Origin of the sequence: Thioclava nitratireducens (assembly GCF_001940525.2) — a bacterium.
GTDB classification, from domain to species: Bacteria; Pseudomonadota; Alphaproteobacteria; order Rhodobacterales; family Rhodobacteraceae; genus Thioclava; species Thioclava nitratireducens.
On the sequence record NZ_CP019437.1, the window covers coordinates 2,416,642 to 2,430,728 of the forward strand.

Below are 14,087 nucleotides of genomic sequence, written 5' to 3' on the forward strand. Positions count from 1 at the left end.
TCGCTTTCGGACTGATACGCAGGCGCAGGGCGGTCGCGATGCCGCCCTGCGCCAAGGATTTGTTCAGATCACTTGTTGACCAGCTTGCAGCCGCCCGCTTCGAGCGAGGCATAGGCCTCTTTGCCCGGAATGGTGCGCGCCACGTCGGCCACGTCCCACGGATCTTCGCCGCCTTCTTTGACCTTCAGCAGATACATGTCGTGCTCCAGCAGGCCGTCGGGACGGATGGTGCCGCCCTTGGCGAAGAAGTCGTCGATCTTCATCTTGCCGAGCTGCTCACGCACCTTGTCGGAATCGTCGGTGCCAGCCGCCTTGATCGCCTCGAGATAGGCCATGGTCAGCGAGTAGTCCGCAGCGTGCACGAAGGTCGGCGCTTCGCCGCCCGAGAACTTCTCGTACTCTTCCTTCCACTTGCGGCTCTCGTCGTCCATGTTCCAGTACCAACCGGTGGTGAACTGGAGGCCCTTGGCGACGTCGGTGCCGAGCGACTTCACGTCCGAGATCAGCACCAGCATACCAGCGAGCTGCTGGCCACCGGCGACGATGCCGAATTCATGCGCCTGCTTGATCGAGTTCACGGTGTCCTGACCGGCATTGGCCAGACCGATCACTTTCGCGCCCGAGCTTTGCGCCTGCAGCAGGTACGAGGAGAAGTCGGTCGATGCCAGCGGCACGTCCGAGCTGCCCACGACCGAACCGCCGAGGTTCTTCACGACTTCCGACGTGTTGTCCTGCAGCGCATGGCCGAAGGCGTAGTCAGCGGTGATGAAGTACCAGCTGTCGCCGCCGTTCTTCACGACCGCCGTCGCGGTGCCGACCGGCAGCGCGTGGGTGTCGTAGCCGTAGTGGATGCCATATTTCGAGCAGTTCTCGCCGGTCAGCGCCGCGGTGGCAGCGCCGGTTGCGAAGGTGATGGTCTTCTTCTCGGAAGCGAGTTGCTGCACGGCAAGCGCCACGGCCGAGTTGGTCAGGTCGGCGATCATGTCGACATGCTCTTGGTCGATCCACTCGCGTGCGGTGGCCGAACCGACATCCGCCTTGTTCTGGTGGTCAGCCGAGATCACTTCGATCGGCTTGCCGAGAACTTCGCCGCCGAAGTCGCGCACGGCCATTTTCACCGCGTCGACCGCGCCCTTACCCGAGAAACCGGTCGAGTAGACGCCGGACATATCGCCGAGCACACCGATCTTCACCGAGCCGTTCGAAATCGCGTCCTGCGCCATCGCGCCGCCTGCGGCAATGCTAAGCGCCGCGGCACTTACACCTGCGTAAATAGCTGATTTCATCAACATTCCTCCCATTGGTTGATAGATTTGGCTCTCTTGCGCATCGCGCCATGAGAACACGCCGACGGGACGCTTCTCTGGTCCCTGCCGGATTACGATCCTGTTTTTCTCCTCACACGGCCGTCCCTGCTCCTCGACGCGACCGCTGGCGAATTCAGCTTGGAAACGAGGGGACATTCAAGCGCTTGCGCCACCGCAGTTCCCTTCAAGCCGATAAATTCATTGTCAGCGCTCCCATCATAGGCAGAAACCGGCCATGTGCAAAAGGCTAGGTGGGAAAATACGCGCGGCCATGCCACGTATCGCCAAACGCATGTGCAAGAATACCCATATAGCCCGTTTTTACGACACACGACTGCAAAAAGGACCGGCAATGAGCTTCGATTGGGACGATCTGCGATTCTTTCTCTCGGTGGCCCGGGCCGGGCGCCTGACCGTCGCGGCCCGCGCGATGGGCACCGATCATGCCACGGTATCACGCCGGGTCAAATCTTTGGAGACCCAGCTTGGCGCGCAATTGTTCGAGCGCAGCCCGCGCGGCTATGCGCTGTCGGAACATGGCGAGCGGCTTCTGGCGAAGGCCGAGCAGATCGAGAATGTCGCGGCACGCGTGCAGGACGAATTGTCGGGCACGCTCTATGCGCTGTCCGGCACGGTGCGAATCGGTGCGCCCGATGCGTTCGGGGCGTTCTTTCTCGCGCCGCGGCTGGCGGATTTCATCAAGGCCAATCCCGAGCTGGAGGCGCAGCTGGTCGCCACGCCGCGCCTGTTCTCGCTCTCGAAGCGCGAGGCGGATATCGCGATCACCCTGTCGCGCCCCGAAAAGGGCCGGCTCGTGTCGCGCAAGCTCACCGAATACACGCTGCATTTCTACGCCTCCCCCGACTACCTCGCCCGCAATTCGGCGATCAACCGCAAGGAGGACCTGCTGAAGCACCCGCTGGTCGGCTATATCCCGGAACTGATCTACACGCCGGAGCTGGATTACCTGTCGGTCATGCTGGGCGATCACACGCCGCGCCTGTCCTCGACCAATCTCTTCGCGCACAAGCAGGTGGCCGAGGCCGGACGCGGGATCGCGGTGCTGCCCGATTTCCTCGCCCGCCACTCGACGAAGCTGGTGCCGATCCTGCCCGACGAGATCGAGATTCGCCGCACCTTCTGGCTGGTCACTCATGAAGACCTGCACGAGATCGCCCGCGTCCGCGCCGCGATGCGCTTCATCGCCGAAGAGGTTTCCAAGAGCCGCGCCGAGTTCCTGCCCCGGATCACCGCCCTGTCGGATTGAACGGGGCGACGCGGCGGGCCGATTGGGTCAGCGATGGAGCGCGGTCGATTGAGCCGCGCTCATGATCTTGGCGCGGATTATTCCGATGCGCAGCGCTGGCCCAGGCCCCTGCCCGCCTGCTATCACCTGCCCCACAGTCACCGGCACGTCGCTCACCCGCGACGGAATGTCGAAAATCCACCGCGCCCGGCGTCGCTTTCGGGCAATTCTGGCCCCACGAGGAGAGAGATTCGCATGGCACAGATCACCTTGGTCTATTGGCGCGACATCCCGGCCCAGATCATCGCGGGCAAGGGACGCCGTGGCGTCAAGAAACCACTGCCCGAACGGTTCGAGCAGGCGATCGACCGCGCGGCCATGAAGATCGGCGCACGCGACAGCGACGCCTATCTGGCCGAGTGGCGCAAGGTGCCCGAGGGCGAGGAGCCCGGCGACGATGCCGAGGCGGCCGAGGCCGTGCTGGCGCGTATCCTCTCTGACTACGACGACGCGCGGTTGCGCGCGTTGATTGCCAATGACGGCTGGAACCCCCAGCCCGACGCGTAAGGGAGAATAGGCGCATGGCTCTTGTGAATTTCCGCCGCGAGGCTGCGAAACCGGTCCGCCCGCCGGTGAACGCCAATATGGTGGCCCTGCTGGACGGCGCCTCGGTCGAGGTCATGCCGCGCACCGCCGCGAAGGTGGAAAGCTTCGCGCCTTTGTTCGCGAAGGGCTCCCGCGTCTATATCGCCCATATCGACGGCACGCCCTTCGAGGAAATGCTCGCCACGGCCAAACGGCTGCGCGAAGAGGGTTTCGAGCCGATGCCGCACTTCCCGGCGCGCATCATCCGCGACGAAGCGCAGCTCAATGACTGGGTCTCACGCTACCGTGGCGAAGCAGGTGTCGAGCAGGCGCTGCTGCTGGGCGGCGGCGTGGCCGAGCCGAAGGGCGACTTCCACTGCGCCATGCAGATGATCGAAACCGGCGCCTTCGACGGCTTCGCCCGTCTTCATGTCGCCGGCCACCCCGAGGGCAACCGCGACATCGATCCCAATGGCGGCGAGGCAGAGGTGATGGCCGCGCTGAAGCTCAAGCAGGATTTCGCGAACCGCACCGATGCGGATATGGCGATCGCCACGCAATTCGCCTTCGAGGCCGGTCCGATCCGCGACTGGGCCAAGCGTCTGGAGGCCAACGGCATCGAAATGCCGGTCCATCTGGGCATCGCGGGCCCCGCGAAACTGCAGACGCTGCTGAAGTTCGCCATCGCCTGCGGCGTCGGCCCCTCGCTGAAAGTGCTGCAAAAGCGCGCCCGCGACGTGACGAAGCTGCTGCTGCCCTTCGAGCCGACCGAATTGCTGACCGATCTGGCCGCCGATCGCCCATCGAATATCGAAGCCGTGCATTTCTTCCCGCTGGGCGGTATCACCGCCACAGCCAATTGGATCGCCGAACAGAGAGGCCATGAATGACCCGCACCGTCCTTGAGTCCAAAACCAAAACCGTCGTGATCGGCTTTGACGAGCCCTTCTGCGTCATCGGTGAGCGGATCAACCCCACCGGCCGCAAGAAGCTGGCCGCCGAGCTGGAGCAAGGCGATTTCTCGACCGTCGAGAAAGACGCGCTCGAGCAGGTCGCCTGCGGCGCCACGGTTCTGGACATCAATTCGGGCGCGGTGTTCTCGAACAAGATGGCCGAAGACCCGCGCTATGCGGATAACAACTTCGTCGAACCCTCGCTGATGCGCGATCTGATCAACTGCGTGCAGGGCGTGATCGACGTGCCGCTGTGCATCGACAGCTCGGTTCCGGCCGCGCTCGAGGCGGGTCTGGAAGCCGCCGAAGGCCGTCCGCTGCTGAACTCGGTGACGGGCGAGGAAGAGCGTCTGGAACTGGTTCTGCCGCTGGTGAAGAAATACAACGTGCCGGTCGTCGCGATCTCGAACGACGACACCGGGATTTCCGAAGATCCCGACGTGCGTTTCGCCGTGGCCAAGAAGATCGTCGAGCGCGCCGCCGATTTCGGCATCCCCGCGCATGACATCGTGGTCGATCCGCTGGTGATGCCTGTGGGCGCAATGGCCTCCGCGGGCCGTCAGGTCTTCACGCTGGTCAACCGTCTGCGCGACGAGCTGGGCGTGAACACCACCTGCGGCGCGTCGAACATCTCCTTTGGCCTTCCGAACCGTCACGGGATCAACGGGGCCTACCTGCCGATGGCGATCGGCGCGGGCATGACCTCGGCCATCATGAACCCGGTGCGCAATCAGGAGATGGAGGCGATCCGCGCCGCCAACCTGCTGATGAACCACGACCCGAACGGGATGGAGTGGATCCGCCTGTCGAAGACGCTCGACGCGATGAAAGAGGGCGGCATCAGCTTCGCCGAAGCCTCGGCAGCCGCGGCCACCTCCTCCGCCGGTGGGCGTCGTGGCGGGCGCCGTCGCCGCGCCTGATCCGCCCCACCAAGACAGTCGAACGCCCGGGCTTGCTCCGGGCGTTTCGCATTTTGCGCATCGCGTTTCTTCCAGCCCGGATTTGCGGCCTTACCTGCGGATATTGTTGCGCAAACCGGCACAAATCGTCCGCAGTTCCACGACAATGGGACAATGGCGGTTATCACGGCGCGATTCGCGGAGTCGTAATCAATCAGAGCTCCCGCGCACAGAAGCCGTCTCATTCAGCATATTGCAGCCTCAGCCGCGCTGCGGACCGGCGGGATATCGCCGCTTCGCGCCCCGGGGCTCGAAAATTCCGATTGTAAGGCAAAGATTTACTGGCAGGGCTTAAACCCGTATGTGTACCTTGCGGCATCGAACTGGGAACACGCTGCCATGCGCTTAGCATTCAAACTGCTCAGCGCGGCCTCTCTGGCGCCTGCGCACCTTGAGACGGCATCGCGCACCGGCTTGTTGAAAGCCTCGTCCCCCGGACGCGCTGCGGCGCGGGCGGGCATGCTCGCCGCGCTGATCGTCGCGGGCGGTCTCGCCGCCTGCTCGACCAACAGCCCCGAGGTGACGACGACCCGTGGCACGGCCCAACTTCTCGATCTCTCCGCGCCCGATCTGGCGCCAGGGCTCGAGACCGCTCCCCCGTCTGAGCGGCTGCCCGATAACAGCCATCTGGGCGCCGACTTCATGGAACTCAGCTTTTTCCTCGAATCCGGGCGCGCGCTGCCGCGCTTCACCCGGTTCGAAGGTCCCGTCTCGATCACGCTCGCCGGCAACGCCCCGCCCGTCGCGCAGACCGAACTGGGTCATCTGGTCCACCGGCTGCAGACCGAGGCGGGGCTGAACGTGTCGACCGAACCGGGCAATACCAACACAATCTCTGTGCAATTCGTTCCCCAACGGCAGATGCGGCGCGAGGTTCCGAATGTCGCCTGTTTCGTGGTGCCTAATGTCGAAAGCTGGACGGATTACCGCAACTCGCATGGCGACGAGGCCAGCGATTGGGCCAAGCTGACGCAGCGCCATTCCGCCACCGTGTTCATCCCCGCCGACTCCACGCCGCAGGAAATCCGCGACTGCCTGCATGAGGAGGTCAGCCAGGCGCTCGGGCCGGTGAACGATCTCTACCGCCTGCCCGACACGGTCTGGAACGACGACAATTTCCACACCGTGCTGACCAAGTTCGACATGACGATCCTGCGCGCCTATTACGACCCGGCGCTGCATACCGGCATGAGCCCCGACGAAGTGCGCATGGCCCTGCCCGCGATCCTGTCGAAGATCCACCCGTCGGGCGGCCAGATGCGCACCCTGCCCGCCGATCCGACACCGCGCGCCTATGTGAAGGCGATCACCACCGCGCTCGGTCAAGGCGCGAGCGACAAGCGCCGTCGTGCCGCCGCCGAACGCGCCACGAAGATCGCCACCAGCCGGGGCTGGCATGACAGCCGCGCGGCGTTTGCGTGGTTCGCGGTCGGGCGGCTGACGATGAAGACCGATCCCGAGAAAGCCGTCGCGGCCTACAAGAAGGCAGGCCGGATCTACCGCGCAACGCCGGGCGCGGAAATTCAGGCCGCCCATATCGATATGCAGCTTGCGGCCTACGCGCTTGGCACGGGCCGCGCGCAGGAGGCGGTGACGCTGGTGAACCGCGCGCTGGCCCCCGATGTCTCGACCGAGAACGCCTCGCTGATGGCCACGCTCTACATGATCCGCGCCGAAGCCTATGGCCAGCTTGGTGACGCTACGCAGGAACATCAGGCTCGTCTCGACATGCAGCAATGGGCGCGCTATGGATTTGGCTCGGACGCGGCGGTTACACGCCGCGCGAAAGAGGTGGCGGCCCTCGCCAATGCGGGCGCTCGCGTGAACTGACCGCAAAAGGCGGTCCGGGCGCGCCCGGACCAAGACCGCAAGGGGGCGCAGCATGTATGTTCTGGCAGGGGTGGTGATCGGGCTGATCTGGGGCGACTGGAAGGCCCGCAAACGCGGCGGCAACAAGCTCGACCGGGCGCAATATGCCGCCGTTCACGCGATCGGGCTGGCGCTGGTGGGCCTCTTCGTCACCGTGATCATCAACCGCATCTGGGCATAATCGGAGGGCGGAGATGTTCCTGCCATTCTTCGATGCTCTGCGGCGCGGCGGTGTCCCCGTCTCTCTGCGCGAATATCTGAGCTTTCTCGAAGGGCTGGCCGCGGGGCTTTGCACCTACGACATCGACGGGTTCTACTATTTCGCCCGCGCCGCGATGGTGAAGGACGAACGCTTCCTCGACCGGTTCGACCGCGCGTTCTCCGAGGCCTTCTCGGGGCTGGAGACGATCACGCCGGACGATGTGCTCAACGCCGTCGATCTACCCGAGGAATGGCTGCGCAAGCAGCTTGAGAAACACCTAACAGACGAAGAAAAAGCGCAGATCGAGGCGCTCGGCGGGTTCGACAACCTGATGGAAACGCTGAAAAAGCGGCTCGAGGAGCAGAAAGGCCGCCATCAGGGCGGCAGCAAATGGATCGGTACGGGGGGCACCTCGCCCTTCGGCGCTTATGGCTACAATCCGGAAGGCGTCCGCATCGGCCAGAAGGAAAGCCGTCACCAGCGCGCGGTGAAGGTCTGGGACAAGCGCGAGTTTCGCGATTTCGACGACACGGTGGAGCTGGGCACCCGCAACATCAAGGTGGCGCTCAAGCGCCTGCGCCAATGGGCGCGGCACGGCGCGAACGAGGAATTGGACCTGCCCGGCACGATCCGCGCCTCGGCCGAAGCCGGCTATATCGACGTCAAGACCCGGCCCGAGCGGCATAACGCGGTGAAGGTCGTGCTGTTTCTCGATGTGGGCGGCTCGATGGACGCCCATGTGCAGCTGGTAGAGGAACTGTTCTCCGCCGCCAAATCCGAGTTCAAGCATCTCGAGCACTGGTATTTCCACAATTGCCTCTACGAGGGCGTCTGGAAATCGAACAAGCGTCGCTGGAACGAGGCGACGCCGACCTGGGACGTGCTCCATCGCTACGGGCCCGATTACAAATGCATCTTCGTGGGCGACGCCTCGATGTCGCCCTATGAGATCACCCATCGCGGCGGCGCAAACGAGCATTGGAACGACGAAGCGGGCCACGTCTGGCTGACCCGCGCGCGCGAGCAATGGCCCGATCACACATGGCTCAACCCGATCCCGGAACGCGGCTGGGGTTATACGCCGTCGATCGAGATCATCCGCGAGATTTTCGAGAACCGAATGCATCCGCTGACCCTCGAAGGGATCACCGCGGCGATGAAGGAACTCGGATGAACCGGCTGCGCTACCTCTGGGGGCATCACAAGATCGCCTCGCTGGGCTTTATCCTCGCGGTCGCGCTGTCGCTGTTCTTCGGCGCAAGGTTCGTCTCGCGCGCGATCTACTGGTCGGACCCCGCCCATATGCATCAAAGCCCCGAGGAATGGATGACGCCTGGCTATATCGCGCGCAGCTGGCATCTGAAGATCGAGGAAGTCGACGCGATCCTCGGCATCGAGGACGGCCACGCGCTGGTCGGCGACGGACGCCCGACGCTGGAACGTATCGCGAAGGCCAAGGGCGAGCCGCTGCAGGACCTGATGCGCAAACTCTCTCTCGGCCTGCCGAAGACGATCGCCGACAAAGAAGCGCGACCGCCGCAATGAGTTTCTCCGACCTCTCAGATTGGCTGCTCGCGCAGGTGCCGCTCTATGGGCCTTGGCTGTTAGGTCTGACGACCTTCCTGAGCTGCCTCGCGATCCCGGTCCCCTCCTCGCTGATGATGATCGCGAGCGGAGCCTTCGTGGCCTCGGGCGATCTGGACCTCGCGACGGTCGCGGGCGCAGCCTTCACCGGCGCGATCCTCGGCGATCAGCTGGGCTTTCAGCTCGGCCGCCGGGCCGAGCGGTTCCTGCCGCAGCCCGGCACCAGACGCGGCGCCCTGGTGGACAAGGCGATGGCCGCCCTGCGCAGGCGAGGCGCGGTCACGGTGTTCTTCACCCGCTGGATGTTCTCCGCGCTCGGGCCTTGGGTGAACCTCGCAGCCGGCGCCTCGGGCTTCGCGCATCGGCGTTTCACGCTGGCAGATCTGGCGGGCGAAGCGGTCTGGGTCACCGCCTATGTGGGCCTCGGCATCACTTTCGGGGCCAATCTGGACGCGGCCGCCGAACTTGCAGGCAACGCGCTGGGGCTGTTGGGCGCGGGTGCGGCCGCCTTCGCCTTCGGCTGGTGGCTCTGGCACGCGGCCAAACGCGCGCCCAAAGCCCCCCATCCGACGCCTGATCACGACGCTTGATCACGGGCCCGCGAGCCGCCATATCCATCCCATGTTGTTCCGCCTTCTCCCGATCCTGCTGCTGGTCCTCTACGGCTTCGCCATGTGGCATTTCTCGACCTGGCAACTCAAACGCCAGCTGAACGGGAATTCGCGCCGGTTGCGCGACAGCAAGCTGGAGCCCTATCTCGACCGGCTCGCCGCCGCGCTCGAAGTCTCGGAAATCCCCGTCCATGTCTACCAGATCGAACCGGTCAACGGCCTCGCCGCCCCCGATGGCCGCGTCTTCATCACCGAAGGCTTCATGCGCAAATATCGCAACCGCGAGGTCTCGGCGGAGGAACTGACCTCGGTGATCGCGCATGAGTTGGGCCATGTCGCCTTGGGCCATTCGCGCCGCCGCATGATCGACTTCTCGGGTCAGAACGCCCTGCGCGCCGTGCTGATGACAGTGCTTGGCCGCTTCATCCCCTTCATCGGTCCGTGGATCGCCAATCTGATCACCGCCGCACTCGCTGCCCGCCTCAGCCAGCGAGACGAGTTCGAGGCCGATGAATTCGCCTCGGCACTGATGATCAAGGCGGGCTTCGGCACCGCGCCGCAGGTCTCGCTTTTCCGCAAGCTCGATGCGCTGACCAAGAACGCGGGCCAGACCACGCCCGCCTGGTTGCTCACCCACCCCAAGACTGAAAAGCGCATCGCCGCGATCGAGGCGAACCAGTTGCGCTGGTCACGCGCAGAGCGCTGATTTTCCTTACTTTCGCCTCGCAGGGCCGCTAATCTGCCCGCGAGGAAGGGCAGCGAATGACAAGCGGGTCTAAAGGGCGGGTGCACAGGCGCCGGGTGTTCTACATTCCGGGCTACGACCCGATTCACCCCCGCCGCTACCGCGAGCTCTACCGCAAGGAAGGCGCAGACCAGGCCCGTATCTCGGGCTACGAGATCTCGCTGGCGCCCAAGCGCGCAGGCGGCCCCTATGGCTGGCACGTCACCTCCACCCAGGACGGCGCAGAGGTCGAGGCCGATGTCGAAGTGCTCGTCTGGTCCGATATCGTGCGCTCATCGATGGGCAAATCGATCCCCGCGACCTACGCGCAACTGATCCGCACCGCATGGGCCTATATCGCCTCCGGCGCGCTGTTCCGGCTGATGAGGCTGCGCAAAGGCCCGGTGATCGCCGCGCTCTACCCGATCGTGGCACTGATCGTGCAGGCGCTGATCGGGTTCGGCCTTGGCTGGGCTACGGCAGCACTCGCATTGACGCGCCTTCCCGGCTTCCCGCTCGACTGGCTCGCAGGCCTCATTCTCGGCGCCGCGATCCTCGCTCTCACCCTACGCTGGTTCCGAGGCAAAGACGGCAAGCTCTTCGCCTATTACCTGATGCATGACTACGCCTTCACCGCACGCTGGGGCGGTGCGAACCCGCCAGAGCTGGAAGCGCGCATGGCCGAATTCGCCGCCCGCATCGAAGACGCCATGCGAGAGGACTGGGATGAAGTCCTGATCGTCGGCCATTCCTCGGGCGCCCATCTGGCCGTCTCGATCCTCGCCGACCTGATCCGCGAGAACCGCCTCCCCAGTTCGGGCTTGTCGAAATATCCCGGGGGTCCGGGGGCAGCGCCCCCGGCGCTCGCCTTCCTCTCGCTCGGTCAGGTCATCCCGATGGTCAGCTACCTCCCCCGCGCTACCCGCCTGCGCGCAGATCTGCAGTTCCTCGCCACGCGGCCCGAGCTGTTCTGGCTCGACGTCACCGCGCCGGGCGATGGCTGCGCCTTCGCGCTCTGCGATCCGGTTGCGGTCTCGGGCGTGGCCCCGGAGGGCCAGATCCACCCGCTGGTGATCTCCGCCGCCTTCACCCAGACTCTCAGCCCTGCACGTTGGAAAGACCTCCGCTGGCGCTTCTTCCGGCTGCATTTCCAATACCTCTGCGCCTTCGACCGGCCAAGGGATTACGACTATTTCCGCCTGACCGCCGGACCGCTGACCCTGGCCGAACGCTTCCACGGTCGTCCGCCATCGAAAAGCCGGATCACGACGCCCGCGAACCGGTTCTCGAGCGTCACATGAGCCGGCCCTCCCGCCTACCCCGAAACCGACCCCGCGCCCGGATCGCGTCTCTCTCTGGCGCTATTTCCGGCTGTTCAAATCCGACATCCTCTCCGCCCAGCCCGCGCGTCTCTATCGCGCGTGGATGGCGGAGTTCCGCACGCCGTTCTTCCGCTCCTACATGTGCAACGACCCCGATCTGGTCGATCTGGTGCTCAACAAACGCCCGATGGATTTCCCGAAATCCGACCGAGTGCGCGAGGGGCTGAAACCGCTTCTCCGCGAGAGCGTCTTCATCACCAATGGCGAACAATGGCAGCGCCAGCGCCGGATCATCGACCCGGCCTTCGAGGGCGGCAAGCTTCGCGAGACATTCCCGGCGATGTGGGCAGCGGGCGAGGCTTGCGTCGAACGGCTGAAGTTGAAGACCGACGCCGAACCAATTGATATTGAAACGGAAACCTCCCACTTCGCGGCCGATATCATCTTTCGCACCCTATTCTCGATCCCGATCGAGGATGAGACCGCCAGCGCCGTCTTCGCAGCCTTCAAGCGCCATCAGCGCGCCTCTCCGGTGGTCAATCTTGGCGCGCTTCTGCCGCTGCCGCGCTGGTTTCCGCGCTTTCATGCGCGCGAGACGAAGCGCACGGCCGCCCATATCCGCGCGCTGATCAAGCGGCTGACGACAGAGCGCGCCGCCCGGATCGCCACCGGCACCGCGCCCGACGATCTGGCGACCAAGATCATGACCACCGCCGATCCCGAAACCGGCGAGACCTTCGACACCGCCGAGATGGTCGATCAGGTCGCGATCTTCTTTCTTGCGGGCCACGAGACTTCGGCTTCGGCGCTGGCATGGGCGCTCTATCTGCTGGCGACGCATCCGGAATGGCAGGACCGAGTGGCCGAAGAGGCAACGACTGCACTGGCGGAAAGTCACAACTTTTCCGTGCTTTCCAAGCTGAAGTTGAACCGCGCCACATTCCGTGAGGCGATGCGGCTTTACCCGCCGGTGCCGATGTTCGTGCGCGAGGCGACCGGCCCGGAAACCTTCCGCAGGCGCGACGTCAAACCGGGCAGTCAGGTGGTCATCTCACCGTGGCACCTGCATCGCCACGAACGGCTATGGGACAATCCCGACGGGTTCGACCCGAGCCGCTGGGAGACCGAGAACGGCAAGTCCTGCCAGCGCCGCGCCTATATCCCGTTCTCCTCGGGCGCGCGGGTCTGCCCCGGTGCAGGCTTCGCGATGGCGGAGGGGCCGCTTCTGCTCGCGATGCTGCTGCGGGCGTTTCGTTTCGAGGCTGTCGAGGGCCACGAGCCTGTCCCTGTCGCGCATCTGACGGTGCGCGGCAAGGACGGGATTTATCTCAGGATTTCCGTGCGTTGAGACGCGAAGCTCAGTCCCGCACGACGAGATCGGCGGCGCGGCTCTCGCGCGTGATGGTACGGCCATTGGGCAAGTCGTTTTCCTCGACGCGGCGGCGCGTCTCGGCCAGATCGCAGCCCTGATCGCGCCAGCGTTGAGTCAGCCGCTCGCGCAGCACCTCTTCAGGCAGATCGATGCGGATCGTGAGATCGAAAAGCGGATAGAGATCGCTCCAACCGGGCCGCGTCAGCAGCAGGTAATTGCCCTCGACGATCAGGTATTTCGCCGAGCCCGGCACGTTTGCACCGCCCGGAACGGTGGCGTCCAGATCACGGTCGAAGGTCGGCACCGCCTCGTCCTGACGGCTCGACTTCAGCCGTGCAAGAAGTTGTGAAAACCCCTCCGTATCAAATGTTTCCGGTGCGCCCTTCACGTTACGCAGGCCGCGTGCGTCGAGCCAGTCATTGTCGCGGTGAAACCCGTCCATCGCGACAATCGCCGATTGCTCTCCGAGCGCCTCGGCGAGTTCATGCGCGAGATGCGACTTGCCCGCACCGGGGCCGCCGACGAGCCCGATCAGCAGCCGCTCGCCCGGAAGCTGGCGGATATGCGAGGCCAGATCGGCGCGCGGCACCTGCAGCTCGCTCTCCATGAAGGCCCCGTAATCGCCCATCGGGCCGTCGCTATCGCCGAGCCAATCCGGCATCACGACATCGACTCGATGAACCGTCCCAAAGCTGCGGCCGGGTCGTCTTCGCGCCAGACCTCGTCGCCGAAGGCGAACCAGTCGGTGACGGGGGCGAATTTCGTGACCAATTCCTCGGTCAGCGCGCCTTCGGCCACCACCGGGACTTCGATCACTTCCGACCACCAGGCGAACAGCTCGTGCTCGGCAGGCTCCGCCGTGCCCAGAACGGTCTCGCCGATCGGGCCGAAGCAGACATAGTCGGCCCCCGCCTCGCCCGCGTTCATCCCCTCATGGCGGGAATTGCCGCAGAAACTGCCGACGATCGCGTCGTCGCCCAGCTCCTTGCGGCCATAGCGGATCTGCTTCGCGCCATCGATGAAATGCACCCCGTCGAGCCCGTGGCGTTCAACGAGGGCGACATGGGATTCGATGACCAGCGCCACGTCGCGGGCATGGGCCACTTCGCGCATCGCGTCGGCGACCCGACCGATTTCGTATTCGTCGCGGCTGGCGAGCGACAGGCGGATGCAGGCGATCTCATGCGCATCGAGCACCGAGGCCAGTTTCGGCGCGAATTCCTCGGCGTCGAAAGCGGGCGGCGTGATCAGGTAAATCTGCGGGCGGTCTTCGGCCATGGGCAGGCTCCTTTGCGGGTCTTGGCCGCCTATTAACGCAAGCGGCGCGGCCTTGCCAGTGCCAGCTTGCGCGAC

Annotated in this window: 15 protein-coding genes; 12 read left to right on the plus strand and 3 right to left on the minus strand. The window is 64.8% G+C overall.

The features are described from left to right. Positions 1-68 precede the first annotated feature (68 nt). Positions 69-1,286 carry an ABC transporter substrate-binding protein gene (locus BMG03_RS11480; protein WP_075774922.1) on the minus strand — a complete coding sequence of 406 codons (1,218 nt, stop codon included), beginning with the start codon at positions 1,284-1,286 and terminating at the stop codon, positions 69-71. Between the two features lie 373 nt (positions 1,287-1,659). On the opposite strand from BMG03_RS11480, the gene BMG03_RS11485 reads away from it, so the two are divergent. The 12 genes from BMG03_RS11485 to BMG03_RS11530 all read left to right on the plus strand — a co-directional run bounded on the left by BMG03_RS11485 (position 1,660) and on the right by BMG03_RS11530 (position 12,710). Next, on the plus strand, positions 1,660-2,574 hold the full coding sequence (locus tag BMG03_RS11485) for a LysR family transcriptional regulator (protein ID WP_075774923.1): 915 nt from the start codon (positions 1,660-1,662) through the stop codon (positions 2,572-2,574). Positions 2,575-2,808: 234 nt separating this feature from the next. Next, a complete protein-coding gene (locus BMG03_RS11490; RefSeq protein ID WP_075774924.1) occupies positions 2,809-3,120 on the plus strand; it encodes a virulence factor in 312 nt (103 codons plus the stop codon). Positions 3,121-3,134: 14 nt separating this feature from the next. After that, on the plus strand, positions 3,135-4,028 hold the full coding sequence (locus BMG03_RS11495; RefSeq protein ID WP_075774925.1) for a methylenetetrahydrofolate reductase: 894 nt from the start codon (positions 3,135-3,137) through the stop codon (positions 4,026-4,028). Further along, positions 4,025-5,011 carry a methyltetrahydrofolate cobalamin methyltransferase gene (locus BMG03_RS11500; protein WP_075774926.1) on the plus strand — a complete coding sequence of 329 codons (987 nt, stop codon included), beginning with the start codon at positions 4,025-4,027 and terminating at the stop codon, positions 5,009-5,011. The genes BMG03_RS11495 and BMG03_RS11500 overlap by 4 nt, the downstream gene beginning before the upstream one ends. A 378-nt stretch (positions 5,012-5,389) precedes the next feature. Next, positions 5,390-6,880 (plus strand): DUF2927 domain-containing protein, encoded by a 1,491-nt coding sequence (locus BMG03_RS11505; protein ID WP_244270941.1) that lies wholly within the window; start codon positions 5,390-5,392, stop codon positions 6,878-6,880. 52 nt (positions 6,881-6,932) lie between these two features. Continuing rightward, positions 6,933-7,100: a hypothetical protein gene (locus BMG03_RS20880; RefSeq protein WP_165756950.1), complete on the plus strand. Its 168-nt coding sequence runs from the start codon at positions 6,933-6,935 to the stop codon at positions 7,098-7,100. A gap of 13 nt (positions 7,101-7,113) precedes the next feature. After that, positions 7,114-8,295 carry a vWA domain-containing protein gene (locus BMG03_RS11510; RefSeq protein WP_075774927.1) on the plus strand — a complete coding sequence of 394 codons (1,182 nt, stop codon included), beginning with the start codon at positions 7,114-7,116 and terminating at the stop codon, positions 8,293-8,295. Beyond that, positions 8,292-8,666 (plus strand): hypothetical protein, encoded by a 375-nt coding sequence (locus tag BMG03_RS20750; RefSeq protein WP_075774928.1) that lies wholly within the window; start codon positions 8,292-8,294, stop codon positions 8,664-8,666. Before BMG03_RS11510 ends, BMG03_RS20750 begins: the two co-directional genes overlap by 4 nt. After that, positions 8,663-9,295 (plus strand): DedA family protein, encoded by a 633-nt coding sequence (locus BMG03_RS11515; RefSeq protein ID WP_075774929.1) that lies wholly within the window; start codon positions 8,663-8,665, stop codon positions 9,293-9,295. The genes BMG03_RS20750 and BMG03_RS11515 overlap by 4 nt, the downstream gene beginning before the upstream one ends. 34 nt (positions 9,296-9,329) lie before the next feature. Continuing rightward, positions 9,330-10,022 carry a M48 family metallopeptidase gene (locus tag BMG03_RS11520; RefSeq protein ID WP_075775126.1) on the plus strand — a complete coding sequence of 231 codons (693 nt, stop codon included), beginning with the start codon at positions 9,330-9,332 and terminating at the stop codon, positions 10,020-10,022. Positions 10,023-10,078: 56 nt separating this feature from the next. Continuing rightward, positions 10,079-11,341 (plus strand): hypothetical protein, encoded by a 1,263-nt coding sequence (locus BMG03_RS11525; protein ID WP_075774930.1) that lies wholly within the window; start codon positions 10,079-10,081, stop codon positions 11,339-11,341. Between the two features lie 124 nt (positions 11,342-11,465). Continuing rightward, positions 11,466-12,710 (plus strand): cytochrome P450, encoded by a 1,245-nt coding sequence (locus BMG03_RS11530; RefSeq protein WP_244270942.1) that lies wholly within the window; start codon positions 11,466-11,468, stop codon positions 12,708-12,710. A gap of 10 nt (positions 12,711-12,720) precedes the next feature. On the opposite strand, the gene BMG03_RS11535 is transcribed toward BMG03_RS11530, so the two are convergent. Together BMG03_RS11535 and BMG03_RS11540 are read right to left on the minus strand one after the other, a co-directional pair. Continuing rightward, positions 12,721-13,395: a nucleoside/nucleotide kinase family protein gene (locus BMG03_RS11535; protein ID WP_077701236.1), complete on the minus strand. Its 675-nt coding sequence runs from the start codon at positions 13,393-13,395 to the stop codon at positions 12,721-12,723. Then, positions 13,395-14,012 (minus strand): thiamine phosphate synthase, encoded by a 618-nt coding sequence (locus BMG03_RS11540; RefSeq protein ID WP_075774932.1) that lies wholly within the window; start codon positions 14,010-14,012, stop codon positions 13,395-13,397. The genes BMG03_RS11535 and BMG03_RS11540 overlap by 1 nt, the downstream gene beginning before the upstream one ends. Between the last annotated feature and the right edge of the window lie 75 nt (positions 14,013-14,087).

Excerpts from the sequence above, each read along its gene's own strand:
- BMG03_RS20880 (WP_165756950.1), top strand. The coding sequence starts at position 6,933 with ATGTATGTTCTGGCAGGGGTGGTGATCGGGCTGATCTGGGGCGACTGG.
- BMG03_RS11525 (WP_075774930.1), top strand. The coding sequence starts at position 10,079 with ATGACAAGCGGGTCTAAAGGGCGGGTGCACAGGCGCCGGGTGTTCTAC.
- BMG03_RS11540 (WP_075774932.1), bottom strand. The coding sequence starts at position 14,012 with ATGGCCGAAGACCGCCCGCAGATTTACCTGATCACGCCGCCCGCTTTC.
- BMG03_RS11490 (WP_075774924.1), top strand. The coding sequence starts at position 2,809 with ATGGCACAGATCACCTTGGTCTATTGGCGCGACATCCCGGCCCAGATC.
- BMG03_RS11530 (WP_244270942.1), top strand. The coding sequence starts at position 11,466 with ATGGCGGAGTTCCGCACGCCGTTCTTCCGCTCCTACATGTGCAACGAC.
- BMG03_RS11495 (WP_075774925.1), top strand. The coding sequence starts at position 3,135 with ATGGCTCTTGTGAATTTCCGCCGCGAGGCTGCGAAACCGGTCCGCCCG.
- BMG03_RS11515 (WP_075774929.1), top strand. The coding sequence starts at position 8,663 with ATGAGTTTCTCCGACCTCTCAGATTGGCTGCTCGCGCAGGTGCCGCTC.
- BMG03_RS11485 (WP_075774923.1), top strand. The coding sequence starts at position 1,660 with ATGAGCTTCGATTGGGACGATCTGCGATTCTTTCTCTCGGTGGCCCGG.
- BMG03_RS11505 (WP_244270941.1), top strand. The coding sequence starts at position 5,390 with ATGCGCTTAGCATTCAAACTGCTCAGCGCGGCCTCTCTGGCGCCTGCG.
- BMG03_RS11535 (WP_077701236.1), bottom strand. The coding sequence starts at position 13,395 with ATGCCGGATTGGCTCGGCGATAGCGACGGCCCGATGGGCGATTACGGG.
- BMG03_RS20750 (WP_075774928.1), top strand. The coding sequence starts at position 8,292 with ATGAACCGGCTGCGCTACCTCTGGGGGCATCACAAGATCGCCTCGCTG.
- BMG03_RS11510 (WP_075774927.1), top strand. The coding sequence starts at position 7,114 with ATGTTCCTGCCATTCTTCGATGCTCTGCGGCGCGGCGGTGTCCCCGTC.
- BMG03_RS11500 (WP_075774926.1), top strand. The coding sequence starts at position 4,025 with ATGACCCGCACCGTCCTTGAGTCCAAAACCAAAACCGTCGTGATCGGC.
- BMG03_RS11480 (WP_075774922.1), bottom strand. The coding sequence starts at position 1,286 with ATGAAATCAGCTATTTACGCAGGTGTAAGTGCCGCGGCGCTTAGCATT.